This window comes from Psychrobacter sp. Pi2-51, assembly GCF_904846665.1.
Classification (GTDB): domain Bacteria; phylum Pseudomonadota; class Gammaproteobacteria; order Pseudomonadales; family Moraxellaceae; genus Psychrobacter; species Psychrobacter glaciei.
This window is the reverse complement of record NZ_CAJHBP010000006.1, coordinates 149,979-169,247: the sequence shown is the minus strand read 5'-3', so window position 1 is coordinate 169,247 and position 19,269 is coordinate 149,979. Positions and strand designations below refer to the sequence as shown.

Genomic DNA, 19,269 nt, shown 5'->3' with positions numbered 1-19,269 from the left:
TTTCTTAACGGCGCACTATTTATGATAATAGATATATAGCGAAAATTTAGCCTAAGCAGATATTGCCGCCCTCGCTAAAATAATGCTCCTAAGTCTTTGATAAATAGGGTATAAGTTATTAGAGTGTGTTATCCACTAGCAGAGTTATCTATTTATTAGTCTTAAAATGGCTAATCTTAAAATGGCTAAATTTTTATTAAGCACAAGCATGGATTGCGCTCATCAATAAAAAAGTCAGTAGTATCAATAAGGCTTACAATGCTTACGAAGGAATGTGGCTATGGGCGCTTCAGACAGCGGTCAAAAAAGATCGTATATTTTTGCCTTTTTAACACTGCCACTACTAATAATAAGTAATATAACGAGCAGTTATGCCGCTAGCTATGTCATCAATCCCGCCAGTACAAATGTAAGCTTCGCTATCGAACGCTTCAAAACCTCGACCACTACTGGCGGCTTTTATGATGTCAAAGGTAATTTGCAATATGATCCAAGCTCACAGACAGGTGATATCTCATTAGTTATTCCTATTAGCTCTTTGAATACGGGCAATAAGGCATTCAACCATACTTTGACAGGTCCTAATTTTTTTGATGTTAAGCGCTTTCCGTTGGCGCGTTTTGACTCTACCAAATGGTACTTTAATCAGAATAAATCGCTCCCTAAGATTCTAAAAGTGGATGGTGATTTGACCTTGCATGGCGAAACCCATCCTATAAGCTTGACAGCGACTAAGTTTGACTGTTATTTGCATCCCGCACTTAAAAAAGATGTTTGCAATGGTAATTTTACGGCTACCGTTGACCGAACCAAATGGAATATCGATAAATATGCATGGTTTGGAGTCACTAAAAACCTCAACTTGGAGATTCAAATTGAGGCCATTAAACAGTAGCTATTACCGATGAATAGTTTTATTTTAGTAGAGTCTGTTTTTAGTAGGATTTATTAGTGAAGAGCAGACAGCTTCTGAAAAGTGATCAAGGATGATTGACTGGTATGATAAGGATATTATGAAGCCACTTTCTATGATGATATCAACACTCGCTCTCAGCGTGCTGAGCATAGCCTCTAACGTTGCCATTGCTGACGGCACAGACATCGTTAATAGCAATCTGACACCATCCAGCTTACCTCCCAGCATAAGCCTGCCTAATGTTAGCCCAATCAATAACAATTTAGCCAATCGCGGGGCTTATATTGCACGTACAGCCGACTGTATGGCCTGTCATCGTGAGGACTATAGTGGTGGTGTTCCTATCGAAACGCCTATCGGTAATATCTATTCGACCAATATCACGCCTTCTACGCAGTATGGTATTGGTAATTATACGGAAGCTGACTTTACCAAAGCATTACGTAAAGGTCGCGCGCCAAATCATCAACTTTATCCGGCGATGCCGTATCCGTCCTATCATGGAATGACGGATGATGATATTAGCGCTTTATTTGCTTATTTCCAAACAGTTCCTGTCGTCGATAAGCCGCCTGAAAAAACAACGCAACTGCCTTTTCCTCTAAATATTCGTAGCTTAATGCTCGCGTGGAATGTCATCAATGTGCCGTCTACTAAAAGCCGTACTGGTCTGACACCAACGCAGCAGCGCGGTGAATATCTGGTGAATAATCTAGAGCACTGTGGCACTTGTCATACGCCGCGCAACCTCACCCAAGGTCTCGATAAAGATCGTTACCTCTCTGGTGCGCCTCTTGGTAAATGGTTTGCGCATAACATTACTCCTGATAACGACACTGGTATTGGACGTTGGAGTGAGCGTGACATTGTCACTTATTTGCGTACTGGAAAAATTGATAAACGAGCATATGCAGGCGGACCTATGGCAGAAGCAGTAGGACATAGTACGCGTTATCTCACCGATGAAGATTTGAGCGCGATGGCTAACTATCTAAAAGTCATTCCTGCGATCAAGACTGATGATTATCTGCTGCCAGTTAATGTTGCACGTCTACCAAATCCCATCAGCTCCTCTATTACTTATAATTTACTAGAGCAAAAGGACTATCTAGCACAGGTTAAAATGAATACTTCTAAGACTAGTAGCAGCGATTCGTCTAAATCCTCAGCTGAATCCTCGTCTAAAGCCCTGTATCTTGCTCATTGCGGGAGTTGCCATGGTGTTGATGGGTATGCCCAACCGGATGCCCGCTATGCTGCTATTGTCGGTCTTAGCAGTATTCGCCGCGCTAAACCTGATGCATTGATCGGCGTTATCGCTTTTGGGGCAAAAGGTGTGTTCAATACTGCGCCGAAAATGCCAGGTTTTGAGAAAGACTTAAGCCCTGCACAAATCGCTAGTATCACTAATTATGTGCGAGTCAACTTCGGTGGTCTGCCGAGTAGCGAAGTCAGTGCGGTGGATGTTAAACATGTCATCAAAGAAAAAAGTTAAATCTCACCTCCTTAAATTTAAAGAATTGAATCTGAAAATTTGCTTGTTTGATTAGGGTCTGTTGAACATTCAAATATTAGGACTGCTGATTGCTAAAATCGCATCAAACCTTTTATCAAATCAGGCGTACACCGACGATAATGTCGAGACCTTAGCTAGGTTTACAACAACGTTTGGGGTGATTTTAGCATCAGCCCCAAGTATACAAGCAGGGGCAGGACTATTTTTTGCCAATACATGGCGAAATTGTCTAACCTAGAATGACTAGGCGTCAAAAATTTCACTGCGTATTGTCTAAAAAATAGCCACTGCCAGTACCACATTTGAATGTTCAACAGACCCTACTATAAAAACGAAGTGTGCCAAGGATAATTAAATGAACGATTTATTGCATTCCCCTACACGGCGACAATTGCTTTCAATGATCGGTAAGACTGCTGGCGCGACTGCCATGTATCAGGCGATGACCACATTGGGGTTTGCATCCGAGTCGAGTTTTAAGCAAGAAATAGATCTCAAAGGTGCTCCTGCTGGCGCGAGCATCGTTATTTTGGGAGCAGGGTTGAGCGGGCTTACAGCAGCTTATGAGTTACGTAAAGCGGGCTATAAAGTCACTGTGCTCGAATACCAAAATCGTGGTGGTGGGCGCAGCTGGACGTTAAATAGTGGCGATAAATATACTGAGCTTGGTGGTGAGGAGGTGACTTGCGACTTTGAAAAAGGCAATTACTTTAATGGTGGACCGTGGCGATTGCCCGTACATCACTATGCGGTATTCCATTATTGCAAAAAATTTAATGTCGCATTGCAGCCCTTTATCCAAACCAATGATCGTGCTTATCTACATCGTACTAACCATTTCAATGGTGCACCGCAGCGCTTAGGCGAAGTACAAAGCGATATCCGTGGCTACGTGTCAGAGTTACTATCTAAAGCAGTCAATAAAGGTAGCTTAGATGATACGGTCACTAAAGAAGATAAAGAAAAGTTACTAGAAGGTTTGAAAGGTTGGGGCGTTCTTGATAATAGCTATCGCTACGTCAAAAGCCATGAAACCAGCAAACATCGCGGCTATAGTGTCTATCCGGGTGGCGGTCTGATGCCTGACGCCAAGCCATCTACTCCTATCCCAATGAAAAAATTATTAGACTCAGGGATGTGGTCGGATCTCTATGCTAATTACACCGTTTACGTGCATCAACCAGCAATGTTTCAACCTGTCGGAGGTATGGGCAAAATAGGCGATGCCTTCACTCGCGAATGCCGCGATATGATCAAGTTTAATGCCAAAGTCACTAAAATCAATCAAGATGAGACAGGGGTAACCGTTGATTATATTGATAGCACCAATTCTGAAAGCAATAACCCAGAGGGTAGCGTCAAAAGCGTTCGTGCTGATTGGTGTATCTGCACTATTCCGCTGTCAGTATTGACCCAAATCGACATCAATGTCTCAGAACCAATGAAGCAAGCGATGGCAGCCGTCCCTTATGACAGCTCTTATAAAGTCGGTTTGGAGTTTAAACGGCGGTTTTGGGAGGAGGATGAATGGATCTATGGCGGTATCACTTATACGGATCTGCCTATTACCCAAATCTCTTATCCATCACAGGACTTATTCACCCAAGGCTCTGGCGTGCTACTAGGTGCTTATGGCTTTGGAGAAACCTCTTATAAGTTCAATTCCTTAACGCCAAAAGAGCGCATCAAGGCGGCATTAGAATACGGCAAGCGTATCCATCCGCAATATCCCAAAGAGTTTCGTTCAGGTACGTCAGTCGCTTGGCATCGTATCCCGTGGTCGCTTGGTTGTTATGGTATTTGGAGTGAATCGAGCCGTGAGCAATACTACGATACACTTTGCAGCATTGATCATCGGATTGTGCTGGCGGGCGAGCATTGCTCACACATTCCGGCTTGGCAAGAAGGGGCCATATTATCGGGGATGGACGCGGCCAAACGCTTACACCAAAAGGCCAAAAAACTTGGCTAGTAGGCCTGTTTTGGCCAGCATAGTAACGATCGTATAGTAACAACTATATAGTAACGATTATAAAGGCGATCATAAACATGATAAAACCATGCTCTTTTAACGGTCTTAAACCGTTTATTTTATATAAGACAGTCATATTATTAACATTGGTAGGCACATTTACGGTGTCAGGCTGTAGTCAATATAGTAACGATAATGCGGTCACTATTGCCAGTCAACAATCCAGCCCCATGATATTTGACGATCAAGCCAGCCGCAATAACGGGGCGTGGGGCGCGGTTTATATGTTCAAAGAAGCGCTGACCAGATCCCCCACAAATATCGTTGATGTTAATTCGATACCAAAAATGAGCGAAGATGCCGGCTTACAAAAATGGCTCACCAAATTTGAAGGCAGCTCACAAGGCAAAAGCGGTTTTTTTTCTACTGATGGTAAAAAGCTTTATGAGGATTCTTGTGCGGGTTGCCATATGCAAAAAGGCGAGGGCGCACGAGGAGCAGGCTACTATCCACCGTTAGCTAACAACACTAAGATGGAGTCAAAGTATTATATTATTAGCATCGTTATGAATGGTCTACGTGGTATGCCTTCTTTTCATAGCATGATGACCGATCAGCAAATAGCTGCCGTTACCCAGTATGTGCATAGCGATTTGAACAACTATACGGACACGGTTACCACTGCTAATGTCACGCAGCTGCGCCATGACTTTCCACCCGGCGCTGATCCCAGTGAATAGCGCATGACTCATTTTCTAACATCCTAAATTTCTCATTGTCATTTAAAGTATTTTTTTAATTCAAGCAGCTTAACGCCTTCTTAACAAGGTACTTGTTACTTTAATGAATTGGGTCTTCACTCATTCTGTTGAGAAGTATTTGTATGTCAATATCTCAAGCGCTTAGTGCTAGCTTTACCAAAGTTCATGATAGAAAATATGCTATTAGCAAACGCTATCATTTTGAGCTGAATGTTAATGTACTTATCGTCATCACTGCACTATATTTAGTCACTACCGCTAATATTAGTTTTTTTGCTCAAGTCCTAAATATCTACCCACTTGATACAAATGTGGGGTTCATTCTTTCACTGGTGGGCTTATTGTTTGGCTTGCTATGGCTGATACTTCAGCTGCTTTGTTATCGCTCCACGGCAAAAGCAGTGTTGATTACCATGGTGCTAGTGGCAGCGGTTTGTGGTTATTTTACCGATGCTTACGGCACGATTTTTGATCGTAATATGCTTATCAATAGCTTACAAACCGATCAAGCTGAGGCTATGGATCTAATGGCACCAAGTTTTGCGATTAGAGTGGTATTATTAGGCATCATTCCAGCATTTATTATTAGCAAAATTCGTTTAAAGCGCCTCTCTTGGCAACGCGCAATACTTCAAAAGACCGCAACCTTAGTTGCCTCTATTGCTCTGATTGCGCTTTGCCTGATACCTTTTGGCGATCAGTACGCCAGCTTTTTTCGTCAGCATAAAGAGGTCCGTTATTACAGTAACCCAATCACGCCCATTTATTCTGTCGTAAAACTAGGAACGGATTATATAGCTGAACGGCAACGCCCTGATACGCTGATACTTCATGCAGCAGATGCCAAGCGTAGCGCAGCTGTGAATAGCACTGCAAAACCTAAGCTGATGGTCTTTGTGGTCGGAGAAACCGTACGTGCTGACCACATTGGCTTGAATGGCTATACACGCAACACTACGCCACTGCTCGCCAAGCAAACGGATATCTATAGCTTTAAGAATGTAACGGCCTGTGGCACCTCTACCGCTTATTCAGTGCCTTGTATGTTCAGCTATGCAAACCAAAGTGACTACGATGTAGATACCGCTGCTTATAATGAAAATGTGTTAGATACGCTAAACAAACAAGGCGTCAAGGTTATTTGGCGAGACAATAACTCTAGCTCTAAAGGCGTGGCAGATCGAGTGGTGTTTGAGGATTACAAAACGCCGGATAAGAACCCCAATTGTGATAGCGAATGCCGAGATATTGGCATGTTGGATGGCTTTGATAAAATGATTAAGTCGGACTCTAGCCAACAAGATACCTTAGTTATACTGCATCAAATGGGCAATCATGGCCCCGCTTATTACAAACGTTATCCTAAAACCTTTGAAAAATTTCAGCCAGTTTGTATGACCAATGAGCTGTCCAAATGTGATGCACAGTCGGTCATTAACGGTTACGACAATGCGATTGGCTATACTGATTATTTCTTAAATAATGTTATTGAAACATTGAAGCCTTATCAACAAGACTATGAGGTGGTGATGGTATATATTAGCGATCATGGAGAAAGTCTGGGTGAGAACAATATCTACTTACATGGACTGCCGTACAGCATTGCGCCGAATGCGCAAAAGCAAGTGCCGTTGATTGTTTGGTCACCTGCGAGTAACCGTATCAGTAGCGAGAGTCTGACGAGTATGAGCACTCAGCCAGTATCACATGATTTTATCACGCCAACTTTACTAAGCTTTTTTGATATCACCACCGACGAGGTAGCCTCAGCGCCTACTTTTTTTAAGGTCGCCAATTAAACGCTTATTTATGATAGATAAGCGTTTTTAGGCAGTCATATTTAGGCAATCATCTTTAGGTAGTCAGAGCCATGTACAAGATACTTATTATTGAAGACAATCCCGATATCGTCGCCAATATCTATGCGTTTTTTGAGCCAAAAGGTTTTGAGCTCGACAACGCTCACAATGGTTATAGTGGTTTGACTTTGGCATCAACCAATCGTTATGACGTTATATTATTGGATGTGATGCTCCCTGGTATGGATGGCACTCAATTGTGTAAGAAGCTCAGAGAAGAGTTGCATGATAAGACGCCAGTATTGATGCTGACGGCTCGCGATACGATCTTGGATAAAGTTGCAGGATTCGATAGTGGTGCTGATGATTATCTGGTCAAACCCTTCTCATTGGTAGAGCTCGAAGCCCGTATCAAAGCCCTCATACGCCGCCATCAAGATGAGCACTTTCGGCATAGTATAGAGGTCGGTAAACTGTCTCTAAATACAGATGAGCACACTATTCAGCGCGAGGGCATCTTTTTAAAACTGACCCCAACTGGGTTTAAGATACTCGCCACACTAATGAGCGCTGCTCCTCGAGTGGTCAGCAAAACGGAGCTTGAGGAAAAAGTTTGGGGACGAGATATCCCAAGTAGTGATGCTTTGCGCACTCATCTTCATAGCGTAAGGGCACAGGTCGATAAACCATTTGCTCAACCGATGATAATGACCATACCAGGCGTTGGCTATCAGATCGTCGACCCTGATAATTTGTCATAATTTGTTTCGCAGATCATTTTTTTAGTACTTCGTGAGCCATTTAACGGTCAATAACGATAAACTGGTTGAGGGTATTTATACCCCTGATAACCTATATTTATCTTCTGCTACTATCAAGTAAGCCCATGCCATGTTTAATATAGATTCTATAGCCAATAAGTTTCGTGTGTCCTACCTCTTATTTGCCTTGTTACTGTGCGCCACTTTTGTCAGTATTTTTTTGTATGCCGAAATGCGAATAGAGCAGGATCTGGTTAAAGCTCGTCTGTTACAGCAGCTAGAGCTCAGTCAGAAAGAGTACGGTGAGCAGACGGTTTATACGGCAGAACCAGGGATTAAAATTTATCGTTATGATAGTGCACCGGAGAATTTAAAAGCCATAGCGACTGAAACGGTGCAAGAGATTTCTGTCACTGTTGATACGGGCGCAGACGAAACGAACACTGAACTGCATTTCTTTCACTATCACCGCGACCAACAAAATTACATTTTGACCTACCTAGAAAACACCGATATGGTGATGGAAAATTACCCTGTTTTGGCAATCTTTGAGCATTTAGAGGACATATTTGCGGCTGCCTTGAAAGCTGCTGTCATTTTAAGTTTATTGATTGCTATTGTCTTTTCTCAATTGTCTTCCAAGCAAATCATCAAGCCTTTACTGGCTCTAAAGCGGGCGGTGGAAACAGACCATCGTAACTTGACAGAGTTGACCCATTTGCCGTCGGAAGTCGGAGTGTTGGCTCGAGCGATTGATGAAAAAAACCATAAACTGGAGCAGTATCTAAAACGCGAGCAGCTGTTTACAGGCGATGTCAGTCACGAGCTACGCACACCATTGACAATCATTATGGGCGCGTCTGAAGTGTTGGCCTCACAGTTAGAGCATGACAGCCGCTTGAGTGAATTTACCAACCGTATCAGCAATACTGCCAAAGAGACCTCTGAAATTATCACGGCTTTATTATTGCTTTCGCGTGCGCCTGAAAAATTGGATGCGCCGCTAACATCCATTAATAGCATTGCAGTCAATGAAATTGAACGTTTGAAGTATTTGCTGCGTTATAAAACAGTGACCTGCACAGTGGTGGCAGAACAAGAATACACTGCCTATGTGCGACCTGAGTTACTTAAGATGGCGTTGGGTAATTTGATCAAAAATGCGTTTCAGTATACGGATGATGGAGAAGTCATTGTCACTATCGATGCTAAAAAAATAACGGTGACAGATACTGGTCTGGGTATTCCTGAAGTTATGATGCCTCTGCTTTATGAAAGATTTGAGCGTCTAAATCACAATGACACCGGTAATCAAATGGATAAAGATCTATCCCCTAACTTTCATTCTGTTTATAAGGTAGAAGGTACGGGGTTAGGGCTTAGTATCGTGCAGCGTATCATGACCCATATGAGCTGGCAGTTAACCCATCACCCCAATGAAAGTGGTGGTAGTACGTTTAGTATTTATTATCAATAGCACTCATCAATGCGAAGCATTAAAAAATGCTCATAATTTTTTAATGCTTTCTTAACGTTGTCTTAACCTTTGCTATCTTATACTCAACACTTGCAGCATATCCTACTATTCATGAGTATAAAGAATTCAATATGAGCAAAGTCACACCCTCTCACTTTGACTATAAAAAGCCCGATTTTGAGCCTATTGGCCAACCGGTTCCTATCCCATTACTTGCAATTGATAGTTATGCCAGTGACGCGAAAGGTAAAAAAGGTCTTGCCCGTATCGTCAAAGCCACCAGTTATTCTATAGATGGCTTTAAGGCAGCTTACCAATTTGAGGCGGCCTTTAGACAGGTTTTGTGGCTCAACTTTGCCTTACTCATGGCACTCATCTTCACGCCTTTTGATCTCAGTATAAAAATGCTGCTGATAGTCGCCTCTTTCTTGTCATTAATCGTTGAGCTATTTAACACGGGTATCGAAGCCAGTGTTGACCATGCTTCGACAGAGCAGCATCCACTGGCCAAAATAGCCAAAGATGTCGGTTCTGCTGCACAATTTTTGGCATTACTGCTTTTGACCCTGCTATGGCTGATAGCGCTATCTAGCACTTTCTTGTGAATCCTATCTTTTGGGTGTATCAATGACTGTAAAAACCAATTCCGCTGATTGGGCTTGGCTCAAACTCTTGTGCCTCACCCTCATTGCGACACTGACATTTGAGCATAGCCAATTGGACCTTCGTATCAGTGAGCTTTTCTATGCAAATGGTCGGTGGCTGATAGATAAAGGTGCGCAGCCTTACGCGTTTATATTTTATGATTTACCTAAATTATTGCTGATTTTGCTCGGCGTTTACTTAATAACCGTGCTAATCATCAAGTATAGACAGCCCTTGATTAAAACCTCTCTGCCCAGTAAATCAAAATTTGATAGATTCCTTACTCCCTTATCGGTGCGTGAGATAAGTTATCTTTTGAGCGTATTGATTATGGTGCCGTCTACCATTGCTATGCTCAAAGGCATGACCCATGTCAGTTGCCCCAATCACTTGATGGTTTTTAACGGTGACTTACCATACCTTAATCTTTGGCAAGACATAGTGGCTATGACACCTGCCAAGTGTTTTCCAGCAGCGCATGCCAGCGCAGGATTTTCTTTATATGGCTTGGCGTTTTTACCGACGCTACGACAATATCGCTATAGAACCTTTGAGATAGTCACTGTCTTAGGGTGGACGATGGGAGGGTACAAAATGCTCTTTGGCGACCATTTTTTTAGTCATACCTTGGTATCGATGTTGCTGTCACTGACAATTGCTTGCGCACTCGCAACAGTATGCTTCAAAAAAAGAGAGCTCATATATTGATGATATTTTCTTAATGCTTGTTCAAGTATTTTTAGCCAAGTCCCTAACCTTATCAATGAGCGACTTAGGTAGATAATTATCATTGACATGCGCTTTTGGATACTGCTCGTTGATCCAAGCAACGTAATTATCGATAGTCAGCTGTCCTCGATATATTAGATATAAAGCGTGCAGGGCGACACTACGGGATAGTCCCATTACGCATTGGAAGTTGATAAGGATTGTTTTGCTAGGCCGCTTTTTTTTCGTGATATTAGTCGCTATATCAATGGCTGCTAATGCGTCTATCTGTTTAAATAAATGGATAAAGTCCTGAGTATCAACCTCTCCTAACGACTGTAAGTCTAATAGTGGAAAATAAAGATATCTCATCTGAAAAGCAGCAACTGACGGATTAAAATCGCACGATAATGAGCTGTCATGATTAACGTCTAAATTACTGACATCTAAATGACCAGCGTCTAATCTTTGTGCTTGCGCGTAAGTATGGTGGGTATGCAATGCTTGTTTTAAACTCAAACTATGACTGTTGGTTTCCACAGCCGAGTCAATCACAATAATCATCGCAAAGTTAGAAAAATATGAATAATGCTCATCGCTCATTTTAGATAAGCCAAATAATTTTGGGGTAGCAACTGCATATACCGAGTCTGCTATTTTATGTGTTGGACATCTATCAGTATGGTTCAATGAGCCACAATCTGATTTTGTACGTTGAGTGAGCTGATACCGTTGCCCGACATACCACATCAGTCGGTAGCCTAATAGTAAGGGTGCAAACGTCAACCAAGTAGATAGGAGCAAGCGCCCTTGCTTGTCCTTTGCAAACCAACGTTTGTCGCGAGGTTGATTGGGATATTGATAAGCCCAAGCTAAGACAAAAAAACTTAACATCCAATACGTGGCGACTAAATAATATAACCCTGCAAAAGTGATAGAGGTCATGCTTCTATTGAGCATAAACCCTGCTATCGATAGGATTAAAAATCCTGATATCGCGACTGTCAGATACTTTAAAACCAAATTGTTTCGCAGCTTATTGGTTATTACCAGTATCAACGTTGCCAGTAACAACCCACCAGCAATATCTAGCAGATGATGCTGATAAGTCAGAACGGTGGATATGATGATGAGACTACAGATAGAGCAGAGCGTCAGGTGATAGAGGGCAGATTTTGAAAGTTGCCATAATGACGTCCCTAGTAATACAGCATATGTCACATGCAAGGAAGGGAACTGATTAAAAGGTTTGTCTGTTATATGCAAAAATTGATAGCCATAGTGTGTCCAGCCCAAAACTGTAGGGCGCTCAAAAGTGAATTTGGCGGGAAACACATAAAAGATAAAACAAGCAAAAAGGGTGGCTAGGATTAACTTGCGCGTTAATAAGGAGAGCTGTGCTGGTGTTTTTACCATAAAAAAACTGGCGCAAAATAGCATGATTGACCAGCTATAAGGCACAATCATCAGCGCAACAAAGGGAATGGCTGTGTCAATCGGTATGGCTAGTATATGAACTTTATTAGGCCATATAGGGTTAATGATACTTAGCTTAGAAAGCTGAGTATCATAAAACTGAGTAGCATAAAAAAGTGTTTGCGCATAGATATTAGTCAATGAGTACAGAAGAGCAAAGACCCCTAACGCGCACGCTAAGGAGATCCATCTAGAAGTCATTGAAATAGGCGAATTACTGGTCATAGGATTTGTCTAATCGTTGCCATAGTGCAAGTGCTATAAATAGCATAAAACAGGATGTTTTGACATAAGTTAGGTTAAGACTAATAGCAATGTTTGGATAGTTACACGTTTAGGTTTACTCAAAATTAGAAAAATAAATCGTCTATAGTTTTAATAAGGGGAGGCAGTCATTATGAATCAAATCAGCGAATGGGTACTCAGTATTATGGCAAAGTTTGGCTACTTTGGTATTGTGTTTGCCATGTTTGCCGAAAACGTCTTCCCGCCGATACCTTCTGAAGTCATTATGCCAGCAGCCGGTTTTGCCGTGTCAAAAGGCGACTTAAATTTAATGCTGGTTATTGTTGCCGGTACACTAGGTGCCTCACTTGGCGCGTTGCCCTTATATTATTTAGGCCGTGTATTTGATAAAGAACGTTTGGTCGCGTTTACCCAAAAATATGGCAAATACGTTTTCGTTAAACCCGATGACGTTATCTCTGCAAATGATTGGTTCGATAAACACGGCAAAACAGCCGTGTTCTTTGGGCGTATGGTGCCTGGCGTTCGCTCGCTCATCTCTATACCTGCTGGCATGAACAAGATGCCGCTATTGCCTTTTTTAGTATTGACAGCGTTAGGTGCCAGTATTTGGACTACCGTATTAACGTTAGCGGGATATTATCTCGGACAGAACTATGAGGTCATCGAAGGCGTATTGGCCCCTTATTCTAAAGGGTTTGGCATATTGGCTATGATAATTATCATCGGTTGGCTGATCAAGCATCGTCGGCAAAATAAGTACCGTAATTCCGATTTAAAATAGATTCAAGGTAAAATAAGTGATAGGTGGTATACTTTTGGTTATATATGACATAGTTTTTAACATACTTAAAAAGTATAATATCAATTATAATATAGTGATAACTAATTAATATCCGACTTGATAATAGAGGTAGTTGATGCACCTGTGCTATCTTCGTAGCCTTTTAGTCGTTCCAACCATCTGTTTTGCTTAAGCGAACACTTTATATGCCTTTTTTAGACACGCTGAGACCAAATCGCCCTTCAAAAAATGAAGGGGTATATCGATTTGACTATCCAGAAGTCTTCGTCTTAATTCTCACGGTCATACTCCTCGCGTTACATTTTGATTTTAGATCTACCTCAATGGCACTTCTTGTTATTGTTTGTCTGCCAAGCTTAATGATACTAATCTACAATTATCGTCGCCCAAAAAGTTTTTGGACGTCTAATATTGTCATTATTTTATTGTCTGCGGTCATCGGATCAGTACAGTTCTGCATCATTATTTCGCTGAGTTTAGCTGCGCTCATAGGTCTTAGAATTATCATTAGTGGCTCTGAAAATAATTTAAAGCTGATCGCCAGCTCAATCATAACGGTCATTGTTTTTTATTATGTTAGTGTCACTTTGGCCATAGCTGAGATAGATTGTTATGAAGGCTGGACAACACCAATAGTGTTATTGGCAAGTATGGCGGTTATTTTGTGTCAGTTTCAGTATATGTATCAAGAATATCTCGGTTATGAAACGCGTGCTAATCAAGCAGTCGGGCGTCTAAGCAGGATGGTCTCCGTTATTAATAAGTTAACACGCTTCATACCACCGCAAATTTGGGAACCTATTGTCAAATCTGATAGCCCAGTCATCGTTTCTAATAAGCGTGCTAAGCTGACGATTATGTTCTCAGACATCGTTGGTTTTACCGAATTGTCCGATAGTTTAAGCGCTGATAATTTGGCTGACATTTTAAATACCTATATGCACTGTATGACTTTAATAGCCAATAAACATGGCGCCGTGCTTGATAAGTTCATTGGCGATGGCATGGTGTGTTTTTTTGGTGAACCAAAGAGCCGCGGTGCTCGCCAAGACGCGCTAGACTGTATCGCAATGGCGATAGATATGCGTCGTGAGATGCGCACTTTAAGACAAAAATGGCGGCTCATGGGTTTTGAAGGACTGTATATACGCATTGGAATTACGACAGGTTACTGCCATGTTGGTAATTTTGGCAGCAACAATCGTCTCAGCTATACCTTGATCGGTAAAGAGGCCAATTTAGCAGCAAGACTTGAAGCGAGTGCTGGTAAAGATGAAATATTAGTCAGTGAGAGTACCTACGACTACGTCTGCCATAATTATGAGTGTCAGCACGCTGGTGCATTTCAGCTAAAAGGCTTTGATGATCAAGTAAATGCTTGGCAAGTGCTGGATCCTGATGCTGATAAGGGTCATCTCTCTAAATGGGTTGATCACACGCTGCCAGGTTTCAACTTGCATTTGAACTTTAAAGATATGAAAGATAATGATTATCAAGATATCAGGGCACGCTTGAATTTTGCGCTTGAGCGGGTTGAACAAGAGGAAGAAAAGTTGGCAACTGATATAGCAGCAGAATGCAAACGTGACAACAATGGTCATAAATAATTGTCTAAAAGCAATATCTATAATATTGAGCACAAAAAAGCCAGCTATCATGACGATAGCTGACTTTTTTAACATAACAGTAAGATAGGTTGTTTAATGGTTTTCTTTGGCATGGTTGAGCGTATATTTAGGAACCTCGATGGTTAAATCCTCATCATCGAGCATAACCTGACAAGATAGGCGTGAGTCAGGCTCTAAGCCCCAAGCACGATCTAATAAATCGGCCTCAATGTCGTCCATCTCATCTAAACTATTAAAGCCTTTGCGAACGACCACATGACACGTAGTGCAAGCTTTTGACATCTCACATGCATGTTCAATTTTAATGCCTTTTTCTATTAGCGCCTTACATAGGTTGCTACCAGCTTCTAGCTCGACTTCGGCGCCTTCAGGGCAAATTTCATGATGCGGTAATACGGTAATTTTTGGCATAAATCGTCTTTCCAGTGCTAATCAATTAAAAAAATAAAAATATAAGAGATGAGCTTAGTATGATCGCTAAGCCGCATTCTTAAACGTATCTGCTACCAATCTTGGGCATTCGTACCTGCCATGCTGGCTTTGACGCTTTGATTCATAATACTGGCAGCAAAGGCATCGCTATGAGGCTTGAGCTGAGCCTGCTTAGTTTCGATAAAGCTCAAGTCATTAGTGTCGAGTGCGGCTGCTAGAGCTTTGATGTGCTCTGCTAAAATGCTTTGTTCTTCAGAGGATAGTAATGCTGAAAACTCATTGAGTGCAGATTGTAGAGCGAGTACTTCACGCTCTGCTTCTACTTTTGTTTCGATTAAAGAGCGTGCGTTCTTATCTTCCTCTGCATACTTAAATCCAGCCACCAGTAATTGCTCTTTTTGCTCGTCAGACAAACCATAAGAAGGCACAATCTCAATCTTACTTTCTGTTTTGGTGGTGGTTTCTTGCGCACTAACGGTTAGCTGACCATTGGCATCAATACTAAAGGTTACTTCAATACGGGCAAATCCAGCCTTCATTGACGGGATACCATATAGCTCAAAACGTCCCAATGAGCGGCAGTTGTCCACCGTCTCGCGCTCACCTTGTACCACATGAATCACCATGCCTGTTTGACCATCTTGATACGTGGTAAATACTTGGCGTTTTTTGACGGGGATAGGCGTATTACGTGGAATCAGTACTTCAACTAAGCCGCCCATGGTCTCAAGACCGAGCGATAATGGCGTTACGTCTAACAGTAATAAGTTATTGTCACTATCGCCGTTGACTAACTGATGCGCTGTCTGTGCTGCGCCCAAAGCAACCACCTCATCTGGATTCAGACGACACAGCGGCTGCTTGGCAAAAAATTCAGTGACAACTTGCTGCACAGCAGGCATACGAGTAGAGCCACCGACTAAGATAACCTCATCTAGGTCTGAGGTAGATAGTTTGGCATCACGTAGCACTTGTTCGCAGACGCTTATCGTGCGGCGGCTAACAGGTTCTGTAATAGCCAGCAAATCTTCACGGCGCAACACACCTTGATAAGCCTGCTCATTCACAGTGATATCGATATCAACTTGTTGATCGTCAGTCAATGCCTGCTTATAAGCTTTGGCTTGTTGCGCTAGTATTGACTTGTCATGACGACTCACATCTTTAGGATCGATGTTTAATTGTTTGATAAGCCAATTGGTTATCAGACGATCGATATCATCACCACCTAACGCACTGTTACCGCCAGTTGCCAATACTTCAAAGACGCCATCATTTAGCTTCAAGATAGAAACGTCAAAAGTACCACCACCCAAATCATAAATTAAGTAATAGCTTTCTTTATCACCATTTTGCGTAGCTTGGTCGAGACCATAGGCGACTGCCGCAGCGGTAGGCTCATTTAATAGACGCAGCACATTGATACCGGCTGCTTGGGCGGCATCTTTGGTCGCTTGACGCTGAGCTTCATCGAAGTAAGCGGGAACGGTAATCACCGCACCTTCAATACTGTCTGCAGGCAATGCAGTGGCTGCACGTTGTTCAAGCGTTGCCAATATCCGCGCTGATACCTCAACAGGCGATACTTCGCCTTGAGCAGTCACGAATGCTGGCATATCGTCTTTGCTGCCACTTAATTCATAAGGATGAGAGAATTTGATATCAGCTTGGCTACGACCCATAAAGCGCTTAGCCGAGACGATCGTATTTTTTGGATCATCCGCCAAGTGGGCTAGGGCATCGTAGCCGACAAGCGGGTTGCCTGTGCTTGGATAGTAGACCACAGAAGGTAATAGAGTATCGTTAGCTGCGCCTGCTTCTAACACTTGCGCCTTGCCTGAGCGCACCACAGCGACCAATGAGCGCGTGGTACCAAGATCAATCCCTAGGCCAAAACGATGCTGATGGGGTTGGGCACTTTGATTAGGTTCGGCAATTTGCAATAAAGACATAAGATAACTCAAAGATAAAATGAATAAGTGAAATGGGGCAAATACAACATAGGCGCTATGACAGTCAACGGCTGCGATTCTTCTCTAACATAGAAGAGAATAGCGTTTAATAGCGCTTAAAATAAGGGATTATACGATATCGTTGGGACTATTTTAACTATCGTTTTAAATATAGCTTTAAATAAAAGTAATAAATTAGAAAAGCGTGTATACATTATTAATAACACAAGCGTTTAAATATTTATTATCTAAACGTATAAATCATCATCATCTGAATGTTCAGACGTCGCAACCTCATCAAGCCCTGTCGTCACGTCAGCATTTAACTTGACCAAGAATTTCAGTTTTTGCGTCGCATCAATCGCCGTTTGCCAGTCCTTGCTTTGGTACGCGTCACTAAAACGCTTAGACTGTTTCGTTAAACGTTCGGTAATCTGCGGATGTATCTGTTGTAAGGCTGGGCGATCTTTGTCTTCAATTGCTTCATCTAATTCGATACGCATCTGCATCGCATCTTCTAAAAAGTCCAAATCTGCGATTGAGTGTTCTAGGTTCTGTGCTTGTCCTGCCATATCTAACAGATAGCTCGCACGGCTATCAGGCGCACTCAACGCTTGATAAGCTTGGTTAATCAATGCTGACGCTTGCTCAGACTGCTGTTGCGCTTGTGCGGCGTCTGTCAAGTTCTTGGCGACATTGTCAGGGTGATAACGTTTTTGTAGCAGACGTAGATGTTGATCGAGACTACTTTGATTGACTTCAAATTGTACAGGCTGCTCAAATAGGGCAAAAAAGTTATCAAACTGTGCTTCTTGAGTAATATCTGTCATATCATACGCCTTGCTTTTTCTATTTATTTTTAAAGTGTTGTCAATATCAGAATAGGTTTGCTATTTGGTCGACCACACTGACTTAATTGTGGCAGCATTCTTTTATCATCGCTTAAAAGCAAAGTCAGCAACCTTAAGCCATTGAATCACTAAACGGTAAATGACTCACCACAACCACATTCGCCTTTTTGGTTGGGGTTAGTGAACTTAAAGCCTTCGTTCAATCCTTCTTTTTCATAGTCCATCAATAAACCATCTAAATAGACCAAGCTTTTAGGATCAATAAAAATACTGACATCACGGCTTTCATAACGCGTGTCATTTTCGTCAGGGGTATCTACGAACTCTAAAACATAAGCCAAACCTGAGCAACCCGCTGTGCGGATACCCACTCGAATGCCTTCACCTTTACCGCGATTGTCCAAAAAATCCCGAACATGCTGAGCGGCGCGTTCTGTCATTTCAATCATGCCAACTCCCATTGACTATTAATTATAAGTATCAATAAAAAATCTGTATAGACTGGCAACTGGAATCACAAGTTTGCCAAAATAATATGATGGGGCGTGTCATCAATTAGCACATTGATACATTTAGTGGTCTTAAAATGGCTAAATTTTGCCAAACATCGTCAGAAATCTTGTCAATATGTTCATATTAACGGCAATTTCTTCCTTGTTTATCTACAATTTTTCTCATTTTAAGACTCACAATCTAATTAATGACACGCCCTAGCGGCTATTAGAAAATAAAAGGTGACAATTACATAAGTGTCATTGTCACCTTTTTAGCATCAGTAGCTGCTTAACGTGTTGCTACTTAGCACTGCTAATTCTATGCAGCGCATAGGCCAGTAGGTTTAGCCTTAGATAACAGCTTCTTCGGTTACTGCTGCTGCGCCGTGCTTATCTTTATAGTCGCTAATAGCAGCTTTGATAGCATCTTCTGCAAGTACAGAGCAATGCACTTTTACTGGTGGTAATGCCAATTCTTCAGCAATGTGACTGTTCTTAATTTCACCAGCTTGATCCAAGCTCTTACCTTTTAGCCACTCAGTAACGAGCGAGCTTGAGGCAATTGCTGAACCACAGCCGTAAGTTTTGAAGCGTGCATCTTCGATGATACCGTTATCATCGACTTGGATTTGTAGACGCATCACATCGCCACAAGCTGGGGCACCAACCATACCAGTACCAACGTTTTTGGCATTTTTGTCAAGATTGCCGACGTTGCGTGGGTTTTCGTAATGATCAATAACTTGGTCACTATAGGCCATGGGGTTTTCTCCTAGTTAGATGATGAGCAGTGGCTTCTGAAAGTTGAAACACTACCCACTCATCGATAA

Annotated in this window: 17 protein-coding genes; 11 read left to right on the top strand and 6 right to left on the bottom strand. The window is 42.1% G+C overall.

Annotated features, from left to right (window positions below):
• The first annotated feature begins 280 nt into the window (after positions 1-280).
• The 9 genes from JMY08_RS05185 (at position 281) to JMY08_RS05145 (ending at position 10,555) form a co-directional block, all read left to right on the top strand.
• A complete protein-coding gene (locus tag JMY08_RS05185; protein WP_201591802.1) occupies positions 281-895 on the top strand; it encodes a YceI family protein in 615 nt (204 codons plus the stop codon).
• A gap of 118 nt (positions 896-1,013) precedes the next feature.
• Positions 1,014-2,411, top strand: a complete 1,398-nt coding sequence (locus JMY08_RS05180) for a cytochrome c (protein WP_201591799.1) — start codon at positions 1,014-1,016, stop codon at positions 2,409-2,411.
• Positions 2,412-2,787: 376 nt separating this feature from the next.
• Positions 2,788-4,404 carry a flavin monoamine oxidase family protein gene (locus JMY08_RS05175; RefSeq protein WP_201591796.1) on the top strand — a complete coding sequence of 539 codons (1,617 nt, stop codon included), beginning with the start codon at positions 2,788-2,790 and terminating at the stop codon, positions 4,402-4,404.
• Positions 4,405-4,481: 77 nt separating this feature from the next.
• The gene (locus JMY08_RS05170) at positions 4,482-5,144 is read left to right on the top strand and encodes a c-type cytochrome (protein WP_201591793.1); all 663 of its coding nucleotides are present in this window, start codon (positions 4,482-4,484) and stop codon (positions 5,142-5,144) included.
• A gap of 143 nt (positions 5,145-5,287) precedes the next feature.
• A complete protein-coding gene (locus JMY08_RS05165) occupies positions 5,288-6,964 on the top strand; it encodes a phosphoethanolamine transferase (protein ID WP_201591790.1) in 1,677 nt (558 codons plus the stop codon).
• A 71-nt stretch (positions 6,965-7,035) separates the two neighbouring features.
• A complete protein-coding gene (locus JMY08_RS05160) occupies positions 7,036-7,725 on the top strand; it encodes a response regulator transcription factor (protein ID WP_201591787.1) in 690 nt (229 codons plus the stop codon).
• 130 nt (positions 7,726-7,855) lie between these two features.
• Positions 7,856-9,202: a sensor histidine kinase gene (locus JMY08_RS05155; protein WP_201591784.1), complete on the top strand. Its 1,347-nt coding sequence runs from the start codon at positions 7,856-7,858 to the stop codon at positions 9,200-9,202.
• A 131-nt stretch (positions 9,203-9,333) separates the two neighbouring features.
• The gene (locus tag JMY08_RS05150) at positions 9,334-9,807 is read left to right on the top strand and encodes a diacylglycerol kinase (protein ID WP_227669943.1); all 474 of its coding nucleotides are present in this window, start codon (positions 9,334-9,336) and stop codon (positions 9,805-9,807) included.
• 22 nt (positions 9,808-9,829) lie between these two features.
• Complete coding sequence (locus tag JMY08_RS05145) at positions 9,830-10,555, top strand: PAP2 family lipid A phosphatase (protein WP_201591781.1); 726 nt, start codon at positions 9,830-9,832, stop codon at positions 10,553-10,555.
• Positions 10,556-10,576: 21 nt separating this feature from the next.
• Here JMY08_RS05145 and JMY08_RS05140 read toward each other — a convergent pair whose 3' ends face one another.
• Positions 10,577-12,256, bottom strand: a complete 1,680-nt coding sequence (locus JMY08_RS05140) for a phosphatase PAP2/dual specificity phosphatase family protein (RefSeq protein WP_201591778.1) — start codon at positions 12,254-12,256, stop codon at positions 10,577-10,579.
• Between the two features lie 172 nt (positions 12,257-12,428).
• Between JMY08_RS05140 and JMY08_RS05135 the strand changes: the two genes are divergently transcribed.
• A complete protein-coding gene (locus JMY08_RS05135) occupies positions 12,429-13,061 on the top strand; it encodes a DedA family protein (protein ID WP_201591775.1) in 633 nt (210 codons plus the stop codon).
• A gap of 344 nt (positions 13,062-13,405) precedes the next feature.
• A complete protein-coding gene (locus tag JMY08_RS05130; protein WP_227669942.1) occupies positions 13,406-14,689 on the top strand; it encodes an adenylate/guanylate cyclase domain-containing protein in 1,284 nt (427 codons plus the stop codon).
• A gap of 93 nt (positions 14,690-14,782) precedes the next feature.
• On the opposite strand, the gene fdx is transcribed toward JMY08_RS05130, so the two are convergent.
• The 5 genes from fdx to iscU form a co-directional block, all read right to left on the bottom strand.
• On the bottom strand, positions 14,783-15,121 hold the full coding sequence (gene fdx, locus JMY08_RS05125) for an ISC system 2Fe-2S type ferredoxin (protein ID WP_010199366.1): 339 nt from the start codon (positions 15,119-15,121) through the stop codon (positions 14,783-14,785).
• 92 nt (positions 15,122-15,213) lie between these two features.
• The gene (hscA, locus tag JMY08_RS05120) at positions 15,214-17,094 is read right to left on the bottom strand and encodes a Fe-S protein assembly chaperone HscA (protein WP_201591772.1); all 1,881 of its coding nucleotides are present in this window, start codon (positions 17,092-17,094) and stop codon (positions 15,214-15,216) included.
• A 248-nt stretch (positions 17,095-17,342) separates the two neighbouring features.
• Complete coding sequence (hscB, locus tag JMY08_RS05115; RefSeq protein WP_201591769.1) at positions 17,343-17,924, bottom strand: Fe-S protein assembly co-chaperone HscB; 582 nt, start codon at positions 17,922-17,924, stop codon at positions 17,343-17,345.
• 149 nt (positions 17,925-18,073) lie between these two features.
• Entirely contained in the window at positions 18,074-18,394 is a 321-nt protein-coding gene (gene iscA, locus JMY08_RS05110) for an iron-sulfur cluster assembly protein IscA (protein ID WP_025653020.1), read from the bottom strand.
• 395 nt (positions 18,395-18,789) lie between these two features.
• A complete protein-coding gene (gene iscU, locus JMY08_RS05105) occupies positions 18,790-19,200 on the bottom strand; it encodes a Fe-S cluster assembly scaffold IscU (RefSeq protein ID WP_010199375.1) in 411 nt (136 codons plus the stop codon).
• Between the last annotated feature and the right edge of the window lie 69 nt (positions 19,201-19,269).

What these genes read in the sequence shown, in the direction of transcription:
- JMY08_RS05135 (WP_201591775.1), top strand. Translation starts at nt 12,429, where the DNA reads ATGAATCAAATCAGCGAATGGGTACTCAGTATTATGGCAAAGTTTGGC.
- JMY08_RS05185 (WP_201591802.1), top strand. Translation starts at nt 281, where the DNA reads ATGGGCGCTTCAGACAGCGGTCAAAAAAGATCGTATATTTTTGCCTTT.
- JMY08_RS05180 (WP_201591799.1), top strand. Translation starts at nt 1,014, where the DNA reads ATGAAGCCACTTTCTATGATGATATCAACACTCGCTCTCAGCGTGCTG.
- hscA (WP_201591772.1), bottom strand. Translation starts at nt 17,094, where the DNA reads ATGTCTTTATTGCAAATTGCCGAACCTAATCAAAGTGCCCAACCCCAT.
- JMY08_RS05130 (WP_227669942.1), top strand. Translation starts at nt 13,406, where the DNA reads ATGGCACTTCTTGTTATTGTTTGTCTGCCAAGCTTAATGATACTAATC.
- iscA (WP_025653020.1), bottom strand. Translation starts at nt 18,394, where the DNA reads ATGATTGAAATGACAGAACGCGCCGCTCAGCATGTTCGGGATTTTTTG.
- iscU (WP_010199375.1), bottom strand. Translation starts at nt 19,200, where the DNA reads ATGGCCTATAGTGACCAAGTTATTGATCATTACGAAAACCCACGCAAC.
- JMY08_RS05160 (WP_201591787.1), top strand. Translation starts at nt 7,036, where the DNA reads ATGTACAAGATACTTATTATTGAAGACAATCCCGATATCGTCGCCAAT.
- JMY08_RS05150 (WP_227669943.1), top strand. Translation starts at nt 9,334, where the DNA reads ATGAGCAAAGTCACACCCTCTCACTTTGACTATAAAAAGCCCGATTTT.
- fdx (WP_010199366.1), bottom strand. Translation starts at nt 15,121, where the DNA reads ATGCCAAAAATTACCGTATTACCGCATCATGAAATTTGCCCTGAAGGC.
- JMY08_RS05140 (WP_201591778.1), bottom strand. Translation starts at nt 12,256, where the DNA reads ATGACCAGTAATTCGCCTATTTCAATGACTTCTAGATGGATCTCCTTA.
- JMY08_RS05155 (WP_201591784.1), top strand. Translation starts at nt 7,856, where the DNA reads ATGTTTAATATAGATTCTATAGCCAATAAGTTTCGTGTGTCCTACCTC.
- JMY08_RS05175 (WP_201591796.1), top strand. Translation starts at nt 2,788, where the DNA reads ATGAACGATTTATTGCATTCCCCTACACGGCGACAATTGCTTTCAATG.
- JMY08_RS05170 (WP_201591793.1), top strand. Translation starts at nt 4,482, where the DNA reads ATGATAAAACCATGCTCTTTTAACGGTCTTAAACCGTTTATTTTATAT.
- JMY08_RS05145 (WP_201591781.1), top strand. Translation starts at nt 9,830, where the DNA reads ATGACTGTAAAAACCAATTCCGCTGATTGGGCTTGGCTCAAACTCTTG.
- hscB (WP_201591769.1), bottom strand. Translation starts at nt 17,924, where the DNA reads ATGACAGATATTACTCAAGAAGCACAGTTTGATAACTTTTTTGCCCTA.
- JMY08_RS05165 (WP_201591790.1), top strand. Translation starts at nt 5,288, where the DNA reads ATGTCAATATCTCAAGCGCTTAGTGCTAGCTTTACCAAAGTTCATGAT.